The organism is Streptomyces sp. BYX5S, from assembly GCF_054724165.1.
On sequence record NZ_CM138829.1, the window covers coordinates 6,607,677 to 6,622,143 of the forward strand.

Sequence of the window (14,467 nt, forward strand, 5' to 3'; positions counted from 1 at the left end):
GTCAGACCACCTTCTTCACGAGCGCCGCGAGTTCCTCGTGCTCGGCCTCGGTGAGGTCGGTGAGCGGCGGCCGTACGGGGCCCGCCGGGTGGCCGGAGACGGTGAGTCCCGCCTTGACGATCGACACCGCGTAGCCGGGTGCCCGGTCGCGCAGGGCGATGTACGGGAGGACGAACTCGCGCAGCCGGTCGTACACCTGCGCCTTGTCGTGGGCGCGCACGGCGGCGTAGAAGTCGCAGGCCCACTGCGGCGCGAAGTTGAAGATGGCGGACGAGTAGGTGGTGGCGCCGAGTTCGAGGTACGGCAGCGCGTAGGTCTCGGCCGTGGGGAGGCCGCCGATGAGGACAAGGCGCTCGTCGTGCTCGGCGTGCAGCCGGGCCATCAGGTCGATGTCGCAGACGCCGTCCTTGAAGCCGATGAAGTGGGGGTACCGCGCGACCAGCCGGTCGACCGTCTCCGCGGTGAAGCGGGCGTTGGCCCGGTGGTAGACGATCACGCCGAGCGAGGTGGCCTCGCAGACCCGGGCCACGTGCTCGTAGAGCCCCTGCTGGCCGACCTCGGTGAGGTAGGGCGGCAGCAGCAGGATGCCGTCGGCGCCGTCCGCCTCGGCCCGCCGCGCCATCTCGACCGCGATGGCCGTGCCGTATCCGGCCGCCCCGATGACCGGCAGCCCGTCCGGGGCCTCGGCGACGGTCGCGCGCAGCACGGCGTCGACGTCGGTGTGGCTGAGGGAGAAGAACTCGCCGGTGCCGCCCGGGGCGAAGAGTCCGGCCACGTCGTAGCCGGTGAGGCGCTGGAGGTGGGCGCGGTAGGCGGGCTCGTCGAAGGCGTGGTCGGGGGTGGTGTGGGTGACGGGGAAGGACAGCAGACCGGAGCCCAGGACGCGGCGCAGATCGTCGGGCGAGAAACGGGCCATGGGGATCTCCAGGGTCGTGGCGGGTGAGGTCGGCTGGCCGCAAGCTAGCAGACCTCGATCACGGATAGGAATGCCGTCCACATATGCATACGGCTGGTCTTGTGGGTCCTCGACCGGGCCCTCGACGCACTCCCCACTCCCGCGCCTGCGCAATCTCTTGACGTGTCTCAGAACCCACACTTACCGTGCGTCCACAAATTGAAACGGCGTCTACATCCGTGGACAGGCGTAATGTCTGTCGCGGTGGAGGAAGCCCCATGCCCCCTGTTCCCCTCCCCGGTCGGGCCCGAGCCGTCAGGCTCCGCCGGCGGGCAGCTCTCGCTTCGACGCTCGTCTGCACGCTCGCCGCCAGCGCCTGCACCGTGGCCAACAGCGCGTCGGTGACGGCGGGCAAGGACACGCTCCGCGTCGTACTGCCGGAGGAGCCGCCCACCCTCGAACCCTGCGAGTCCTCGCTGACCTCCACGGGAGTGGTGGTGCGCTCCAACATCACCGAACCGCTGACCGAGCGCGATCCGCACTCGGGCGAGCTGCGGCCGAAACTCGCGACCTCCTGGAAGCGCGCCTCCGCCACCGCGTGGACGTACACCCTGCGCGAGGGCGTTCGGTTCAGCGACGGCTCGCGGTTCGACGCGAAGGACGCCGCGTACTCCATCGACCGCGCGGTCAACTCGAAGCTCGGCTGCAACGTCGAGGGCTACGTCTTCGGTGACATGGACGTGAAGCTGTCGACGCCCGACGCGCACACCCTGAAGGTGACGACACCCGAGGCGGACCCGATCCTTCCGCTGCGCCTGTCCTTCATCGAGATGGTGCCGACGTCCACCGACGCGAAGAAGAAGGTGCGCGAGCCGATCGGCACGGGCCCGTACCGGATAGCCGACTGGGAGCCGGGACTGCGGCTCTCCCTCACCGCCAACAAGCGGTACTGGGGCAAGGCCCCGGACTACCGCAAGGCCCTCTACCAGTGGCGCCCCGAAGGCAGCGTCCGCGCCGCCATGGTCACGGGCGGCGAGGCGGACGTGGCCACGTCGCTCGGCCCGCAGGACGGGGCGGGCGACACCGCGGTCACGTATCCGAACAACGAGACCACCGCGCTGCGCATGCAGCTCGGCGAGGCGCCGCTGAACGACGAGCGGGTGCGCAAGGCGATCAACTACGCGATCGACCGCAAGGGCATCGTCGAATCGCTCTACCAGGGCGACGCCAAGGTCGCCGCCCAGCTCGTGCCCGCCGGGATCACCGGGTTCGACAAGGGGCTGAAGCCCTGGCCGACCGATCTCGCCAAGGCGAAGAGGCTGCTGGCGGAGGCGAAGGCCGACGGGGTCGACGTCGGGAAGCAGATCCGGCTGATCAGCCGGACCGCGCTCTTCCCGAAGGTCGACGAGACCGTGCAGGTCATCCAGAACGAGCTGGCGGGGATCGGGCTCAACGTCAAGATCCAGATGAAGGACACGGCGGGCAGCACGGAGTTCCAGGAGCGGCCGTTCCCCAAGGACACGGGGCCGTACCTGCTGCTCGTCCAGCACGGGAACCAGGCCGGTGACGCGGCGTTCACGATGGATCAGTACCTGCTCAGCAAGGGGTTCCAGAGCTCCGGCGGCACGGCCGCGTTCGACCGCAGGATCCGGGCGGCCGAGGCCCTCACCAGGGACGAGCGCCAGGAGGCACTGGGCCGGATCTTCGCCCAGGAGCCGGACGAGATCACGCAGTACGCGTACGTGGCGCACATGTACGGGATCGTCGCGCTCGCGGACGGGGTGCGGTACCGGCCCAACTCCGCGACCGGGGACGAGATGCGGCTCGCCGAGTTCGAGCGCGGCGACTGAGCCCACGGCATGGGGCGCTGCCCCAAACCCCGCTCCTCAATCGCCGGAGGGGCTTGATCGACCCACCCGGGCTTGATCGGCACGCCCACGGTCTTCCTTCAACCAAGGGACAGCGATGTTCCATTTTCTTCGACGACGCACGCTGACCAGCATCCTGCCGCTGGTCGCCGTCCTCCTCGGGGTGTTCGTCCTCGCGCGGCTCACGGGCGATCCGTCGTCCCTGTACCTGCCCGAGTCCGCCACCCCGGCCCAGCGCGCCGACTTCGCCGCGCGCAACGGGTTCGACGACTCGATCTGGCAGCAGATCGCCGACTACTTCGGCGGGGTGTTCCAGCTCGACTTCGGTGAGTCGCTGCGCACCGGGGAGTCCGCCGCGACGATGGCGCTGCGGGCCTTCCCCGCCACGCTGCAACTCGCCTTCGCGACGATGCTGATCGCCGTGATCGGCGCGGTGGTCATCGGCAGCTGGGCCGCCTTCCGGCCCAACTCCCTCGCGGACCGCGTCTCTTCGTTCCTGTCCATGACCGCCGCGAGCGTCCCCGACTTCTGGTTCGCGATCACCGGCGTGTGGATCTTCGCGGTCACGTTCGGCGTGCTGCCCACCTCGGGCGTCAGCGACGGCATGCTGTCGTGGGTGCTGCCGGTGGCGACGCTGGTGATCCGGCCGCTCGGCGTGCTCACCCAGGTGGTGCGCGGCGCCATGGTCTCCGCGCTCTCCGCCCCGTACGTGCGGCTGGCACGCAGCAAGGGCGCCGGCAGCGTCCGCGTGGTCAGCCATCACGCGCTGCGCAACGCCGCCGCTCCCGCGCTCACCGTGGCGGGCGACCTGGCCGTGTCGCTGGTCAACGGGGCCGTGGTGGTGGAGACCATCTTCGGCTGGCCCGGCATCGGGAAGCTGATGATCGACTCCATCCTGGGCCGCGACTTCGCGGTGCTCCAAGCCGCGGTGCTGATCACCGCGATCACCATCTTCGCGCTCAACATCGGCATCGACGTCTGCTACGCGCTGCTCGACGCGCGCGTGCGCGAGACGGCGACGGCCTGAGGAGGACGCCGTGAGTACCTCGATCGACAAGCCCGCGCCGGACACCGTGCCCGCCGAGCCGGAGACGGCGCCCGCCCCGCCCCGCGGCAGCCACGTCCCCCTGTGGCGCATGCTGCTGCGCGACCGCGTCGCCACCGTGGCCGCCGTCCTGCTCGTCCTGATCGCGCTCACCGCGCTCCTCGGCCCGCCGCTGCTCGGTGACGCCGCGACGGACCAGGACCTGAAGAACGCCAACCAGGCCCCGTTCACCCTCGACCACGGCTGGCTCGGCGTCCTCGGCACCGACCCGCTCGGCCAGAGCATGCTGGCCCGGCTCGTCGTCGCCGCGCGCACCACGTTCAGCGTGGCCGTGCCCTCGGTACTGCTCGCGCTGGCCGTCGGCTCGGTGATCGGCATGTGGGCGGGGTACCACCGCGGGCGCCGGGAGACGGTCGCGATGCGGATCGCCGACGTCATCATGAGCTTCCCTTCGCTGCTCATGGCGGTCGTCGTGCTGTACGTCTTCTCGCCGAGCATCGCCAACCTCGTGCTGGTGCTCACCCTCACCCGGCTCCCGGTCTATCTGCGCACCGCACGCTCCGAGTCCTCCGAGCTCCAGAGCCGGCTGTTCGTGGACGCGGCGCGCACCTTCGGCACGTCCAGCGGGGCGATCATCCGCCGGCACGTCTTCCCGATCGTGCTGCCGACGCTGCTGACCCTCGCGACGCTCGAATTCTGTTACGTGATGCTCGCCGAGTCCTCGCTGAGCTTCCTCGGCATCGGCATCCAACCGCCGGACGTCAGTTGGGGGTTGATGGTCTCGCAGGGGCGCACGTACTTGCAGAGCGCCTGGTGGCTGACGTTCTTCCCCGGTCTCGCCATCGTCGTCACGACGGTGTCCGCGACCGTGCTCGCCTCGTGGGCGCGGCTCGCCACCGACCCCGCGCAGCGCTGGCGCCTCGCGCTGCCCCGCACGGCGCGCCGCCGTTCCGCCCCGGCTCCCCAGGAGGCCCAGTCGTGACCGCGACCACCACCGCCACGGCCCTTGAGGTCGACGGCCTCAGCGTCGACATCCGCACCCCGCGGGGCACCGTGCGCGCCGTGGACGACGTCAGTTTCCGGGCGCGGCGCGGCCGGACGCTCGCGCTGCTCGGCGAGTCGGGCTGCGGCAAGTCGATGACCGCGCAGGCCGTGGTGTCGCTGCTGGCCCCGGCCGCCGAGGTGAGCGGGGGCCGGGTGCTGCTCGACGGCACCGACCTGGTCGCGGCCGACGAGCGGACCCGGCGCGCGCTCGCCGGGCCCGAACTGGCCATCGTCTTCCAGGACGCGCTGACCGCCCTCAACCCGGTCTACACGGTGGGCACCCAGCTCGCCGAGCCGTTCCGGATCCACCGCGGCATGTCCCGCAAGCAGGCCCGCAAGGAGGCGATCGAGCTGATGGCGCGGGTCGGCATCCCGGAGCCGGAGAGCCGGGTCGACGCCTATCCGCACCAGTTCTCCGGCGGCATGCGCCAGCGCCTCCTCATCGCCATCGCGGTCGCCCTGTCCCCGTCGGTGCTCCTCGCCGACGAGCCGACGACCGCGCTCGACGTCACCGTGCAGGCGCAGATCATGCAGTTGCTGCGGGACCTGCGCGAGGAACGCGACATGAGCGTCGTCCTGATCACCCACGATCTGGCGCTCGTCTCCGAGCAGGCCGACGAGGTCGTGGTGATGTACGCGGGCCGCGTCGTGGAGTCCGGGCCCGTGCGCGAGGTCTTCGACACGCCCCGGCACCCGTACACGAAGGGCCTGCTGGACTCGGTGCCGGTGCACGCCGCCCGCGGCGAGGACCTGAGGTCCATCGGCGGCGCCCCGCCGGACCTGCACTCCATTCCGTCCGGCTGCGTCTACCAGGACCGCTGCCCGCTGGCGCGCGACCTGTGCCGGGCGCGGCGCCCCGAACCGGCCGAGGTCGCGCCGGGCCGCACGGCCGCCTGCCACTTCTCCGACGAGGTGAACCGATGAACGACGCGCCCCTGCTCGACGTACGCGACCTCACCAAGACGTTCCAGGTCCAGGGCGCCGGCAAGGGGCGCAGACTGCGCGCCCTGAACGGCATCTCCTTCGACCTGCGGCGCGGCGAGACCCTCGGCCTCGTCGGGGAGTCGGGCTGCGGCAAGTCCACGCTGGCCCGGACGCTGCTGATGCTGGAGCGGCCCGACGGCGGCAGCGTCCGCTTCGACGGCGTGGACCCGTTCGCGCTGAAGGGGGCGGAGCTGCTTGCGTGGCGGCGCCGCGTGCAGATGGTGTTCCAGGACCCGTTCGCCTCGCTCAACGCCCGGATGACGGCCGGTGAGATCATCGGCGAACCGTGGCGCACCCACCGCTCCCTGCACCGCACGGCCGCCGAACGGGCCGCCCGCGTACGGGAGTTGCTGGACCTCGTCGGGCTGCGCAAGGGCGACGAGCACCGCTACCCGCAGGAGTTCTCCGGCGGCCAGCGCCAGCGCATCGGCATCGCCCGCGCGCTGGCCCTCTCCCCCGACGTGATCATCTGCGACGAGCCGGTGTCCGCGCTCGACCTGTCCGTGCAGGCGCAGGTGCTCAACCTCCTCAACGACCTGCAACGGCAGCTCGGCGTCAGCTACCTCTTCATCTCCCACGACCTGTCGGTGGTCCGGCACGTCGCGGACCGCGTGATGGTGATGTACCTGGGCGGCGTCGTGGAACAGGGCGACACGGAGTCCGTCTTCCGCCGCGCCCTGCACCCGTACAGCTCCGCGCTGATGTCGGCCGCGCCCTCGCTGGACGCCGGCGGACGCCGCGAACACATCATCCTCCAGGGCGAGTTGCCCTCCCCGCTGTCGCCGCCGTCCGGCTGCCGCTTCCGTACGCGCTGCTGGAAGGCGACCGACGCGTGCGCCTCGGCGGCGCCCGACGAGGCCGTCGACCCGCGGGACCCGGGACACACGGCGGCCTGCTTCCATCCGCTGGAGGACCCGGCAAAGTTGGTGGTGTCCGGCGGGGAGGGTCAGTGACGCTCACCGGCTATCTGGTCGTCGCGGTCGCGGTGGTGGTCGCCTCCTGTCTCCAGGCGTCCATCGGCTTCGGCATGGGGATGCTCGCCGCGCCGGTGGTCGCCGTCGTCGACCCGTCCCTCGTACCGGGCACGCTGATCATCCAGGCGGGCCTGCTCACCCTGCTCGTGACCGTGGCCGAGCGGCAGCACATCGATCTGCGGGGCACGGGCTGGGCGCTGGTCGGCCGGGTGCCGGGCACCGTCGCGGGGGCGCTGCTGGTCGCGGCGCTGCCCGCGCGGGGCCTGGCCCTGCTGCTGTCGGCCGTCGTCCTGCTCGGCACCGTACTGACCTGCTTCGGCTGGGCCCCGCGCCCGCACCGGCCGACGCTCGTCCTCGCCGGATCGGCGTCCGGGCTGCTCGGTACCGCGACGTCGATCGGCGGGCCGCCGATGGCGCTGGTGTGGCAGGGCAAGGACGCGCCGGTGCTGCGCGGCACCATGAGCGGGTTCTTCCTGATCGGCTCGGTGCTCTCCGTGGTGACCCTCGCGTCCACGGGCTCCATCGGGGCGCACACGCTCGCGATGTCGGCCGTGCTCGCCCCCGCGCCGGTCCTCGGCTACGTGCTGTCGCGCTACGTCAACCGGTTCATGGACGCCCGGCGGCTGCGGTGGGCCGCGATCGGGGTGTCGGCGCTGGGGGCGGTGCTGCTGATCGGCGAACAGCTGGTGTGACCTCCGGTGCGGCCGTCAGCCCCGCACCAGGTTGCGCAGCGGCCGGCCCTCCGCCAGCGCCGCCACGTTCGCCCTGATGTCCTCGGCCCGGCCCCGGAACGTCTCCTCGGTGTGGCCCGACTGGTGCGGCGTCAGCACCACGTTGCCGAACCCGGTGAAGTCCAGGTGCGAGGGCGGCGGCGCCCCGGCCTCCCGCGGATTGCGCCACCACACGTCGAGCCCGGCCCCGGCGATGGTGCCGTCGCCCAGCGCCGCGTGCAGCGCCTTCTCGTCGACGACCGGGCCCCGGGCCACGTTGACGAGCACGGCGGACCGCTTCATCGCGGCGAGCGCGGCGGCGTCCACGAGCCCCCGCGTCTCCTCGCTCAGCGGCACCGTCACCACGACCACGTCGCAGGCGCCCAGCATCTCGTGCAGCCGGTCCTGCCCGCCCACCCATTCCAGGTCCACCCCGGGAGGCGGCGGCGCGCCCGGATCGCGGCGCACGGTACGCACCCGCATGCCCAACGCGCCCGCGAGCCGCGCCACTTCGCCGCCGATCTCGCCCATGCCGAGAACGCCGAGGGTGCGTCCCGCGAGGACCCCACCGAAGGGGTAGGTCCGGTCGACGACGGCGTTGCGCCACACTCCGGCCCGCAGGTCGCGCTCGCCGCGCGCGACGTCGCGCAGCAGCATCATCGACACCATCACCACGTGCTCGGCGATGGAGCGGCCGTGGTGGAAGGTGTTCGCCACCCGCACCCCGGGCCGCAGCGCGTCCAGCGGAATCCTGTCGTAGCCGGCCCCGGTGACGTGCAGCAGCCGCAGCCGCTCCATCGACGCCAGCAGGGCCCGGTCGGCGGCGGAGCACACGAGGACGTCGGCGGTGGCCGCGGCGGCGCGGGCCGCGGGGTCGTCGCCGTACGCGAAGGTCCAGCGGTGCGCGCCGCCTTCGGTGAGCACGTCCTCGAACCGGCCCATGACGGGTTCGGTGACCAGCACGTGGAGCCGGGGGCTCACCACCGGGGCACCGTCGGGTCGAACTCCGGGTGGAAGCGGCGCATGTAGGTGGTGTCGTCGCGCTCGCGGATGCCGCTGGTGAGGTACTGCTCGTGCAGCCGGGCGAGGGCGTCGCGGTCGAGTTCGACGCCGAGCCCGGGGGCGGTGGGCACGGCGACCGCGCCGCACTCGAAGGTGAGCGCGCCCGGCACCACGACGTCCTCGGCGGGGTCCTTCCACGGCCAGTGGGTGTCGCAGGCGTAGTCGAGATTCGGGGTGGCGGCGGCGAGGTGCGTCATGGCCGCGAGGCTGATGCCCAGGTGCGAGTTGGAGTGCATGGACAGACCCATGCCGAACGTCTCGCAGATCGCGCCGAGCCGCTGCGACCTGCGCAGCCCGCCCCAGAAGTGGTGGTCGGAGAGCACCACCTGGACGGCGCCCTGCCGCACGGCGGGCGGCAGATGGTGGAAGGCCACCACGCACATGTTGGTGGCGAGCGGCATCGACACCTCGCGCGCGACGCGGGCCATGTCCGCGATGCCGGGCGTCGGGTCCTCCAGGTACTCGACGACGCCGTCGAGCTCCTGCCCCACCTTGACGGAACTGGCCACGCTCCAGGCCCCGTTGGGGTCGAGCCGCAGCGGCAGGTCCGGGAAGGCGGCACGCAGCGCGCGGACCGCCTCGATCTCCTCCTCGGGCGGGAAGACGCCGCCCTTCAGCTTGATCGCGCCGAACCCGAACCGGTCGATGATGCGCCGCGCCTGCCGGACCAGCCCGTCCGGGTCGAGGGCGGCGCCCCACTCGTCGTCGTCCTGCCCGGGGTGTCCGGCCCACTTGTAGAAGAGGTACGCGCTGTAGGCGACGCGGTCGCGGACGGCGCCGCCCAGCAGGTCGCTCACCGGGCGGCCGACGGCCTTGCCCTGGAGGTCGAGCGCGGCGACCTCGAAGGGCGAGACGACGCGGTCGGCGAGGGAGCTGTCGGTCACCATCCCGCTCATCCCATGACCGCCCTCCCCGCTGTCGGCGGCCAGTGACGCGCCGACCGCGCGCCACACGCCGTTGAGGTCGAAGACGTCGATGCCGACCAGATGCCGTCCGGCCCGCTCCAGGCGGCGCAGGTGCGGCAGGTCTCCGTAGGACTCGCCGAGCCCGTACAGCCCGCTGTCGGTCACCACCTCGACGACGGAACGCAGCGCGAACGGCTCGTGCACGCCGACGGAGTTGAGGAGGGGAAGGTCACGAAAGGCCACCGGTGTCACACGAACCTCGGCGATCCGGTGCTGCTCAGTGTCAGGCATGCCCGGATCCTGACACGCGTCCACGTACGTGGACAAGACTTGCGTATGTGATTTCGCGGTCCGGGCCGCGGGGCTCCGGCCACCTCGTCGCCTACGATGATCCGGACGTTCAGGGGGGGTAGAAGTGGCAGCGAACAAAGCCTCGTTGGGCCCGGCGGACAGCGAGTCGGGCCGCGGCCTGGTCAAGTCCGCGGAGCGCACCGCGCGGATCATGGAGACGCTCGCCGAGTCCGCGGACGGCCTCAGCCTGAGCGGACTCCAGGAGCGGACCGGCTACCCCCGCTCCAGCCTGTACGCCCTGCTGCGCACGCTGACGACGCTGAAGTGGATCGAGACCTCCGACGGCGAGCAGACGTACGGCATCGGCCCGCGCGCCCTGCTCGCCGGCACCGCCTACCTCGACCGCGACCCGGCGCTGCCGCTCGCCGTGCAGCAGCTGGAGAGCCTGCGCGCCGAGACCGGCTACACCGTGCACTACGCGCGCCTGGACGCCCCCAACGTCATCTACCTGGCCAGTCGCGAGGTCACCGAACCCAAGCGCCTGGTGTCCCGCGTGGGCCGTCAACTGCCCGCGCACGCCACGTCGTTGGGCAAGGCCCTGCTCGCCGAACGCACCCGCGCCGAGGTCGACGCGATCCTCCCCGACGAGCGGCTGCGGCAGCTGACCGAGGCCACGGTGGCCACCCGCACCGCGCTCCACGCCGAGCTGGAGGAGAGCCGGGTGCGCGGCTGGTCGATCGAGCGGGAGCAGAACACCGCGGGCCTGTGCTGCGTGGCGGCCTGCGTCGGCTACCGCATCCCGGCCACCGACGCGATCAGCTGCTCGATGCCGCTGTCCCGGGCCACGGAGAAGGAGCTCACCCGCGTCGCGGAGACCCTCCACCGTCATGCGGGCGAACTGGCGGCCACCCTGCGCCGCGAGGGCATCCGCTGACGGACGCCGCGCGGCGCATGCCTACTCGACGCCGATCAGCATCAGCGCCGACTGCCGGCCACCGCGGTACACCACCGTGTCCACGGCCAGGTACGTCTCGCGCACGTGCTGTTCGAGGCCGGCCGCCAGTTCGTCGGAGACCTCCTCGCCGAGGACGAGCGTGACGAGCTCGCCGCCCGCCGCGAGCATCCGGTCGAGGACCGTGCGCGCGGTGTCCCGCACCTCGGCGCCGATGACCGCCACGTCCCCGTCGATCAGTCCCAGCACGTCGCCGGCCTGACAGATGCCCGCCATGGTCCACGACTGCCGCTCGGCCACGGTCAGTTCGCCGTACCGGGTCGCCCCCGCGGCCGACGTCATCGCCACGACGTCCTCGTCGAAGCGCCGGTCGGGCTCGTGGACGGCGAGCGCCGCGATGCCCTGGACCGCCGAGCGGGTCGGAATGAGCGCGATCCGCAGACCTTCGGAGCGGGCCTGCTCGGCCGCCGCGGCGGCGGTGTGCCGCAGCTCCGCGTCGTTCGGCAGCAGCACCACCTCGCGCGCGTGGGCCCGCCGTATCGCCTCGACCAGCTCCCCGCTCGCGGGCGATTCGCCGGGCCGGTCGGGCACGGTCGTGGCGCCCGCCTCCCGGTAGAGCCCGGCCAGTCCGTCGCCCGGGACGACCGCCACGACGGCCCGCTGGGCGCGCTCCCGGGGCGCGGCATGGGTGGCGTGCACGTCGCCGGCGCCGAAGTGCGTGATGCGGATGCGGTACGGCCGGCCCGCCTCGACGCCCGCCTCCACGGCGGCGCCCGCGTCGTCGACATGCACGTGGACGTTCCACAGGCCGTCCCCGCCCACGACGACGAGCGAGTCCCCGAGGGCGTCGAGCCGGGTCCGCAGCCGGGCCACGGCCCGGTCGTCCGCCTCCAGCAGATAGATGACCTCGAAGGCGGGCCCCGCGGCGCCGTCCTCCTCGGGGCATTCGAGCGCCGCGTCGGGAACCGGCTCCACGCGCGCGTGCCCGCCCGCGCCGCGTCGCCGTACGGGCGCCTCCCCGGAGACCGCCTCGCTCAGCGCGCCGAGCACCGCGACGAGCCCGCGCCCGCCCGCGTCCACGACCCCGGCACTGCTCAGGGCGGCGAGCTGCCCCGGCGTCGCGTCGAGCGCCACGCACGCGCCTTCGTAGGCCGCGCGGACGATGTCGCGGCAGTCCCCGTCGGCTCCGGCGGCGGCCTCCGCGGCAGCCGCCGCCACGGTGAGGACGGTGCCCTCCACGGGGCGGGCGACCGCCTCGCGCGCGGACTCGGCGGCCCGGCCCAGGGCGAGCCGCACCCTGCCCGCGTCGGCCCCCGCAGCGTGATCTCCCTCACCCACCCCGTCGGCGGCGAGCACCTGGGCCATCCCCCGCAGCAGCTGCGCGAGGATCGTCCCGGAGTTGCCGCGGGCACCGATGAGGGCGCCGTGCGCCATGGCGCGGATCACCTCGGGGAGCGCGGGAGCGGACGGCTCGGGCCCCGCCTCGAGACCGTCGAAGACCGCCTCGACGGCCTGGTGGGCGGACTCCAGGGTCAGGTACAGATTGGTGCCGGTGTCCCCGTCGGCGACGGGATACACGTTGATCGCGTCGATCTCCGCGCGGTCACGGCCGAGCGCCTCCAGGGCCAGTGAGCACCAGGCGCGCACCGCGATCACGTCGAGCACCTGCGGCACCTGCGCCTCCTCCTCGAGCAGCTGGACTGGCAACGCAGAGTAGACCCCGGAAGGTGACCGTCCGGAAAGAGGGCCCGGTCCGGAATCCGGTCCGCACCCCCGCTCCGAGCTGGTGCGGAGCCCGGCCAGGGGGTCCCACCAGCCATGGTGGTTTCGTTCTACCGACGCAGCCGTTGTATGCTGCTCGGGTTGCCCGATATCCGTCGGGCCATCCCCTGGCACCGCCACTCAGATCCTCCGATCCTGATCCCGGCATGCCGGGATCAACCGTAAGTGCATCTGAAGTCTTTGGAGTGACCCGTGGCTGCCAACTGCGACGTCTGCGGCAAGGGGCCGGGCTTCGGCAACAACATCTCGCACTCGCACCGCCGTACCCCGCGTCGCTGGAACCCGAACATCCAGCGCGTTCGTACCGTGGTCGGCGGGACGCCGAAGCGCCTCAACGCCTGCACCTCGTGCATCAAGGCCGGCAAGGTCTCGCGCTGACGTAACGCTTAGCGCGGCCACCTTCGCTGGTTGCTCGAAAAGGACCGGTTCCCTCGGGAACCGGTCCTTTTCGTATGCCCGCTCTCGTGGGCCCGCCGCGCCTACTCGATCTCTCCCCCGGCGCCGCCGTCGCCGAAGTGGTCCCAGCCGCCCTGGTTCGTCCAGGACGCCCCGTCCACGGTCACCTGAGGCATCGCGGAGGGGCCCAGCACCTCACCGATCACCTTCCAGCGCGCGGGCAGCTTCACGTCCGGCGGGAAGGTCGCCACGATCGCGTGGTCCTCTCCCCCGGACAGCACCCACTGCAACGGATCGACGCCGACGGCCTGGCCGATGTCGTTCATCTGCGACGGCACGTCCACCTTCCCGGACGTGATGTCGATGCGGACCTTGCTCGACTCGGCGATGTGGCCCAGGTCGGCGATGAGCCCGTCGCTCACGTCGCACATGGCGGTGGCGCCGAGCCCGGCCGCGGCGGGCCCCGCCTCGTACGGCGGCTCGGGGCGGCGGTGCGCCTCCACGAAGGCGCGCGGCGAGCGGAAGCCGCGGGAGAGCACGGCGTACCCGGCGGCGGACCAGCCGAGCCAGCCGGTCACGGCCACCACGTCCCCGGGCTGCGCCCCGGCGCGCGTCACCGGGTCGTGCCCCCGCATGTCGCCGAGCGCGGTGATCGCCACGGTGATCGTGTCGCCGCGCACGACGTCGCCGCCGACCACGGCGGCACCGGCCACCTGGCACTCGTCGCGCAGCCCGTCCATCAGCTCCGAGGGCCAGGACGCGGGCAGTTCGGCGGGCACCACGAGGCCGAGCAGCAGCGCCGTCGGCACCGCGCCCATGGCCGCGATGTCGGCGAGGTTCTGCGCGGCGGCCTTGCGCCCGACGTCGTACGCGGTGGACCAGTCGCGCCTGAAGTGCCGGTTCTCCAGCAGGACGTCGGTGCTCGCGACGACCCTGCGGTCCGGCGCCGCGATCACGGCGGCGTCGTCGCCGGGACCGATGCGTACGGCCGGGGTGGTGGTGAGCCGCGAGGTCAGTTCCCGGATGAGGCCGAACTCCCCCAACTCGCCGACGGTGCCCTTCATGCGCGCGCTGCCCTTTCTGCCCCGGTCCGCCGGCGGCCGCCAGGGCCGTTTGCCCCGGTCCGCTTGCGGTCGCGGGTCGTGTCTGTCATGGGTACGGTTTTTGTCACGGGCCTGTCTTCCACATCCGTCGGGCGCCACGGCCCCCACCGGGTCTCCCCGCGGCGAGAGGGGACGCGATACCGTGGCGTCCCTTCTCCCCACATGATCCTCGTGATGATCCTCGCGGCCGCCCTGGAGGTTCCGTGGTACAGGCGTACATCCTGATCCAGACCGAAGTAGGCAAGGCGTCGACCGTCGCCGAGCTGATCGGGAAGATTCCAGGAGTGATCCAGGCCGAGGACGTCACCGGCCCCTACGACGTGATCGTGCGCGCGCAGGCCGACACGGTCGACGAGCTGGGCCGCATGGTGGTCGCCAAGGTCCAGCAGGTGGACGGCATCACGCGCACTCTGACCTGCCCGGTCGTCCACCTGTAGCCCCCGTCTACCCTGTGCC

General features: G+C 72.4%; 14 protein-coding genes. 9 read left to right on the forward strand and 5 right to left on the reverse strand.

The genetic code is table 11. The features are described from left to right. Position 1 precedes the first annotated feature (1 nt). Entirely contained in the window at positions 2-916 is a 915-nt protein-coding gene (gene kdgD / locus ACYBSK_RS29740) for a 5-dehydro-4-deoxyglucarate dehydratase (protein ID WP_457480335.1), read from the reverse strand. A 362-nt stretch (positions 917-1,278) separates the two neighbouring features. On the opposite strand from kdgD, the gene ACYBSK_RS29745 reads away from it, so the two are divergent. The 6 genes from ACYBSK_RS29745 (at position 1,279) to ACYBSK_RS29770 (ending at position 7,502) form a co-directional block, all read left to right on the forward strand. Further along, positions 1,279-2,745, forward strand: coding sequence for an ABC transporter substrate-binding protein (locus ACYBSK_RS29745; protein WP_460243978.1), 1,467 nt, complete (start codon positions 1,279-1,281; stop codon positions 2,743-2,745). Between the two features lie 115 nt (positions 2,746-2,860). After that, positions 2,861-3,790 (forward strand): ABC transporter permease, encoded by a 930-nt coding sequence (locus tag ACYBSK_RS29750; protein WP_460243979.1) that lies wholly within the window; start codon positions 2,861-2,863, stop codon positions 3,788-3,790. A 10-nt stretch (positions 3,791-3,800) separates the two neighbouring features. Further along, positions 3,801-4,790: an ABC transporter permease gene (locus tag ACYBSK_RS29755; protein ID WP_457480338.1), complete on the forward strand. Its 990-nt coding sequence runs from the start codon at positions 3,801-3,803 to the stop codon at positions 4,788-4,790. After that, complete coding sequence (locus tag ACYBSK_RS29760) at positions 4,787-5,776, forward strand: ABC transporter ATP-binding protein (RefSeq protein ID WP_460243980.1); 990 nt, start codon at positions 4,787-4,789, stop codon at positions 5,774-5,776. Before ACYBSK_RS29755 ends, ACYBSK_RS29760 begins: the two co-directional genes overlap by 4 nt. Beyond that, complete coding sequence (locus ACYBSK_RS29765) at positions 5,773-6,789, forward strand: ABC transporter ATP-binding protein (RefSeq protein WP_460243981.1); 1,017 nt, start codon at positions 5,773-5,775, stop codon at positions 6,787-6,789. Before ACYBSK_RS29760 ends, ACYBSK_RS29765 begins: the two co-directional genes overlap by 4 nt. Then, positions 6,786-7,502, forward strand: coding sequence for a sulfite exporter TauE/SafE family protein (locus ACYBSK_RS29770; RefSeq protein WP_460243982.1), 717 nt, complete (start codon positions 6,786-6,788; stop codon positions 7,500-7,502). The genes ACYBSK_RS29765 and ACYBSK_RS29770 overlap by 4 nt, the downstream gene beginning before the upstream one ends. Positions 7,503-7,517: 15 nt before the next feature. On the opposite strand, the gene ACYBSK_RS29775 is transcribed toward ACYBSK_RS29770, so the two are convergent. After that, the gene (locus ACYBSK_RS29775) at positions 7,518-8,501 is read right to left on the reverse strand and encodes a 2-hydroxyacid dehydrogenase (RefSeq protein WP_460243983.1); all 984 of its coding nucleotides are present in this window, start codon (positions 8,499-8,501) and stop codon (positions 7,518-7,520) included. Further along, positions 8,498-9,778, reverse strand: coding sequence for a glucarate dehydratase family protein (locus ACYBSK_RS29780; protein ID WP_457480343.1), 1,281 nt, complete (start codon positions 9,776-9,778; stop codon positions 8,498-8,500). The genes ACYBSK_RS29775 and ACYBSK_RS29780 overlap by 4 nt, the downstream gene beginning before the upstream one ends. Positions 9,779-9,902: 124 nt before the next feature. On the opposite strand from ACYBSK_RS29780, the gene ACYBSK_RS29785 reads away from it, so the two are divergent. Further along, a complete protein-coding gene (locus ACYBSK_RS29785; RefSeq protein WP_457480344.1) occupies positions 9,903-10,712 on the forward strand; it encodes an IclR family transcriptional regulator in 810 nt (269 codons plus the stop codon). 21 nt (positions 10,713-10,733) lie between these two features. Here the strand turns inward: ACYBSK_RS29785 and ACYBSK_RS29790 are convergent, their stop codons facing one another. Further along, on the reverse strand, positions 10,734-12,437 hold the full coding sequence (locus ACYBSK_RS29790; RefSeq protein ID WP_460243984.1) for a DAK2 domain-containing protein: 1,704 nt from the start codon (positions 12,435-12,437) through the stop codon (positions 10,734-10,736). A 267-nt stretch (positions 12,438-12,704) separates the two neighbouring features. On the opposite strand from ACYBSK_RS29790, the gene rpmB reads away from it, so the two are divergent. Then, positions 12,705-12,890 (forward strand): 50S ribosomal protein L28, encoded by a 186-nt coding sequence (gene rpmB / locus ACYBSK_RS29795; protein ID WP_102913572.1) that lies wholly within the window; start codon positions 12,705-12,707, stop codon positions 12,888-12,890. Positions 12,891-12,991: 101 nt separating this feature from the next. On the opposite strand, the gene ACYBSK_RS29800 is transcribed toward rpmB, so the two are convergent. Beyond that, the gene (locus ACYBSK_RS29800; RefSeq protein WP_460243985.1) at positions 12,992-13,972 is read right to left on the reverse strand and encodes a thiamine-phosphate kinase; all 981 of its coding nucleotides are present in this window, start codon (positions 13,970-13,972) and stop codon (positions 12,992-12,994) included. Positions 13,973-14,214: 242 nt separating this feature from the next. On the opposite strand from ACYBSK_RS29800, the gene ACYBSK_RS29805 reads away from it, so the two are divergent. Further along, entirely contained in the window at positions 14,215-14,448 is a 234-nt protein-coding gene (locus ACYBSK_RS29805; RefSeq protein ID WP_016642988.1) for an Lrp/AsnC family transcriptional regulator, read from the forward strand. Positions 14,449-14,467 lie beyond the last annotated feature (19 nt).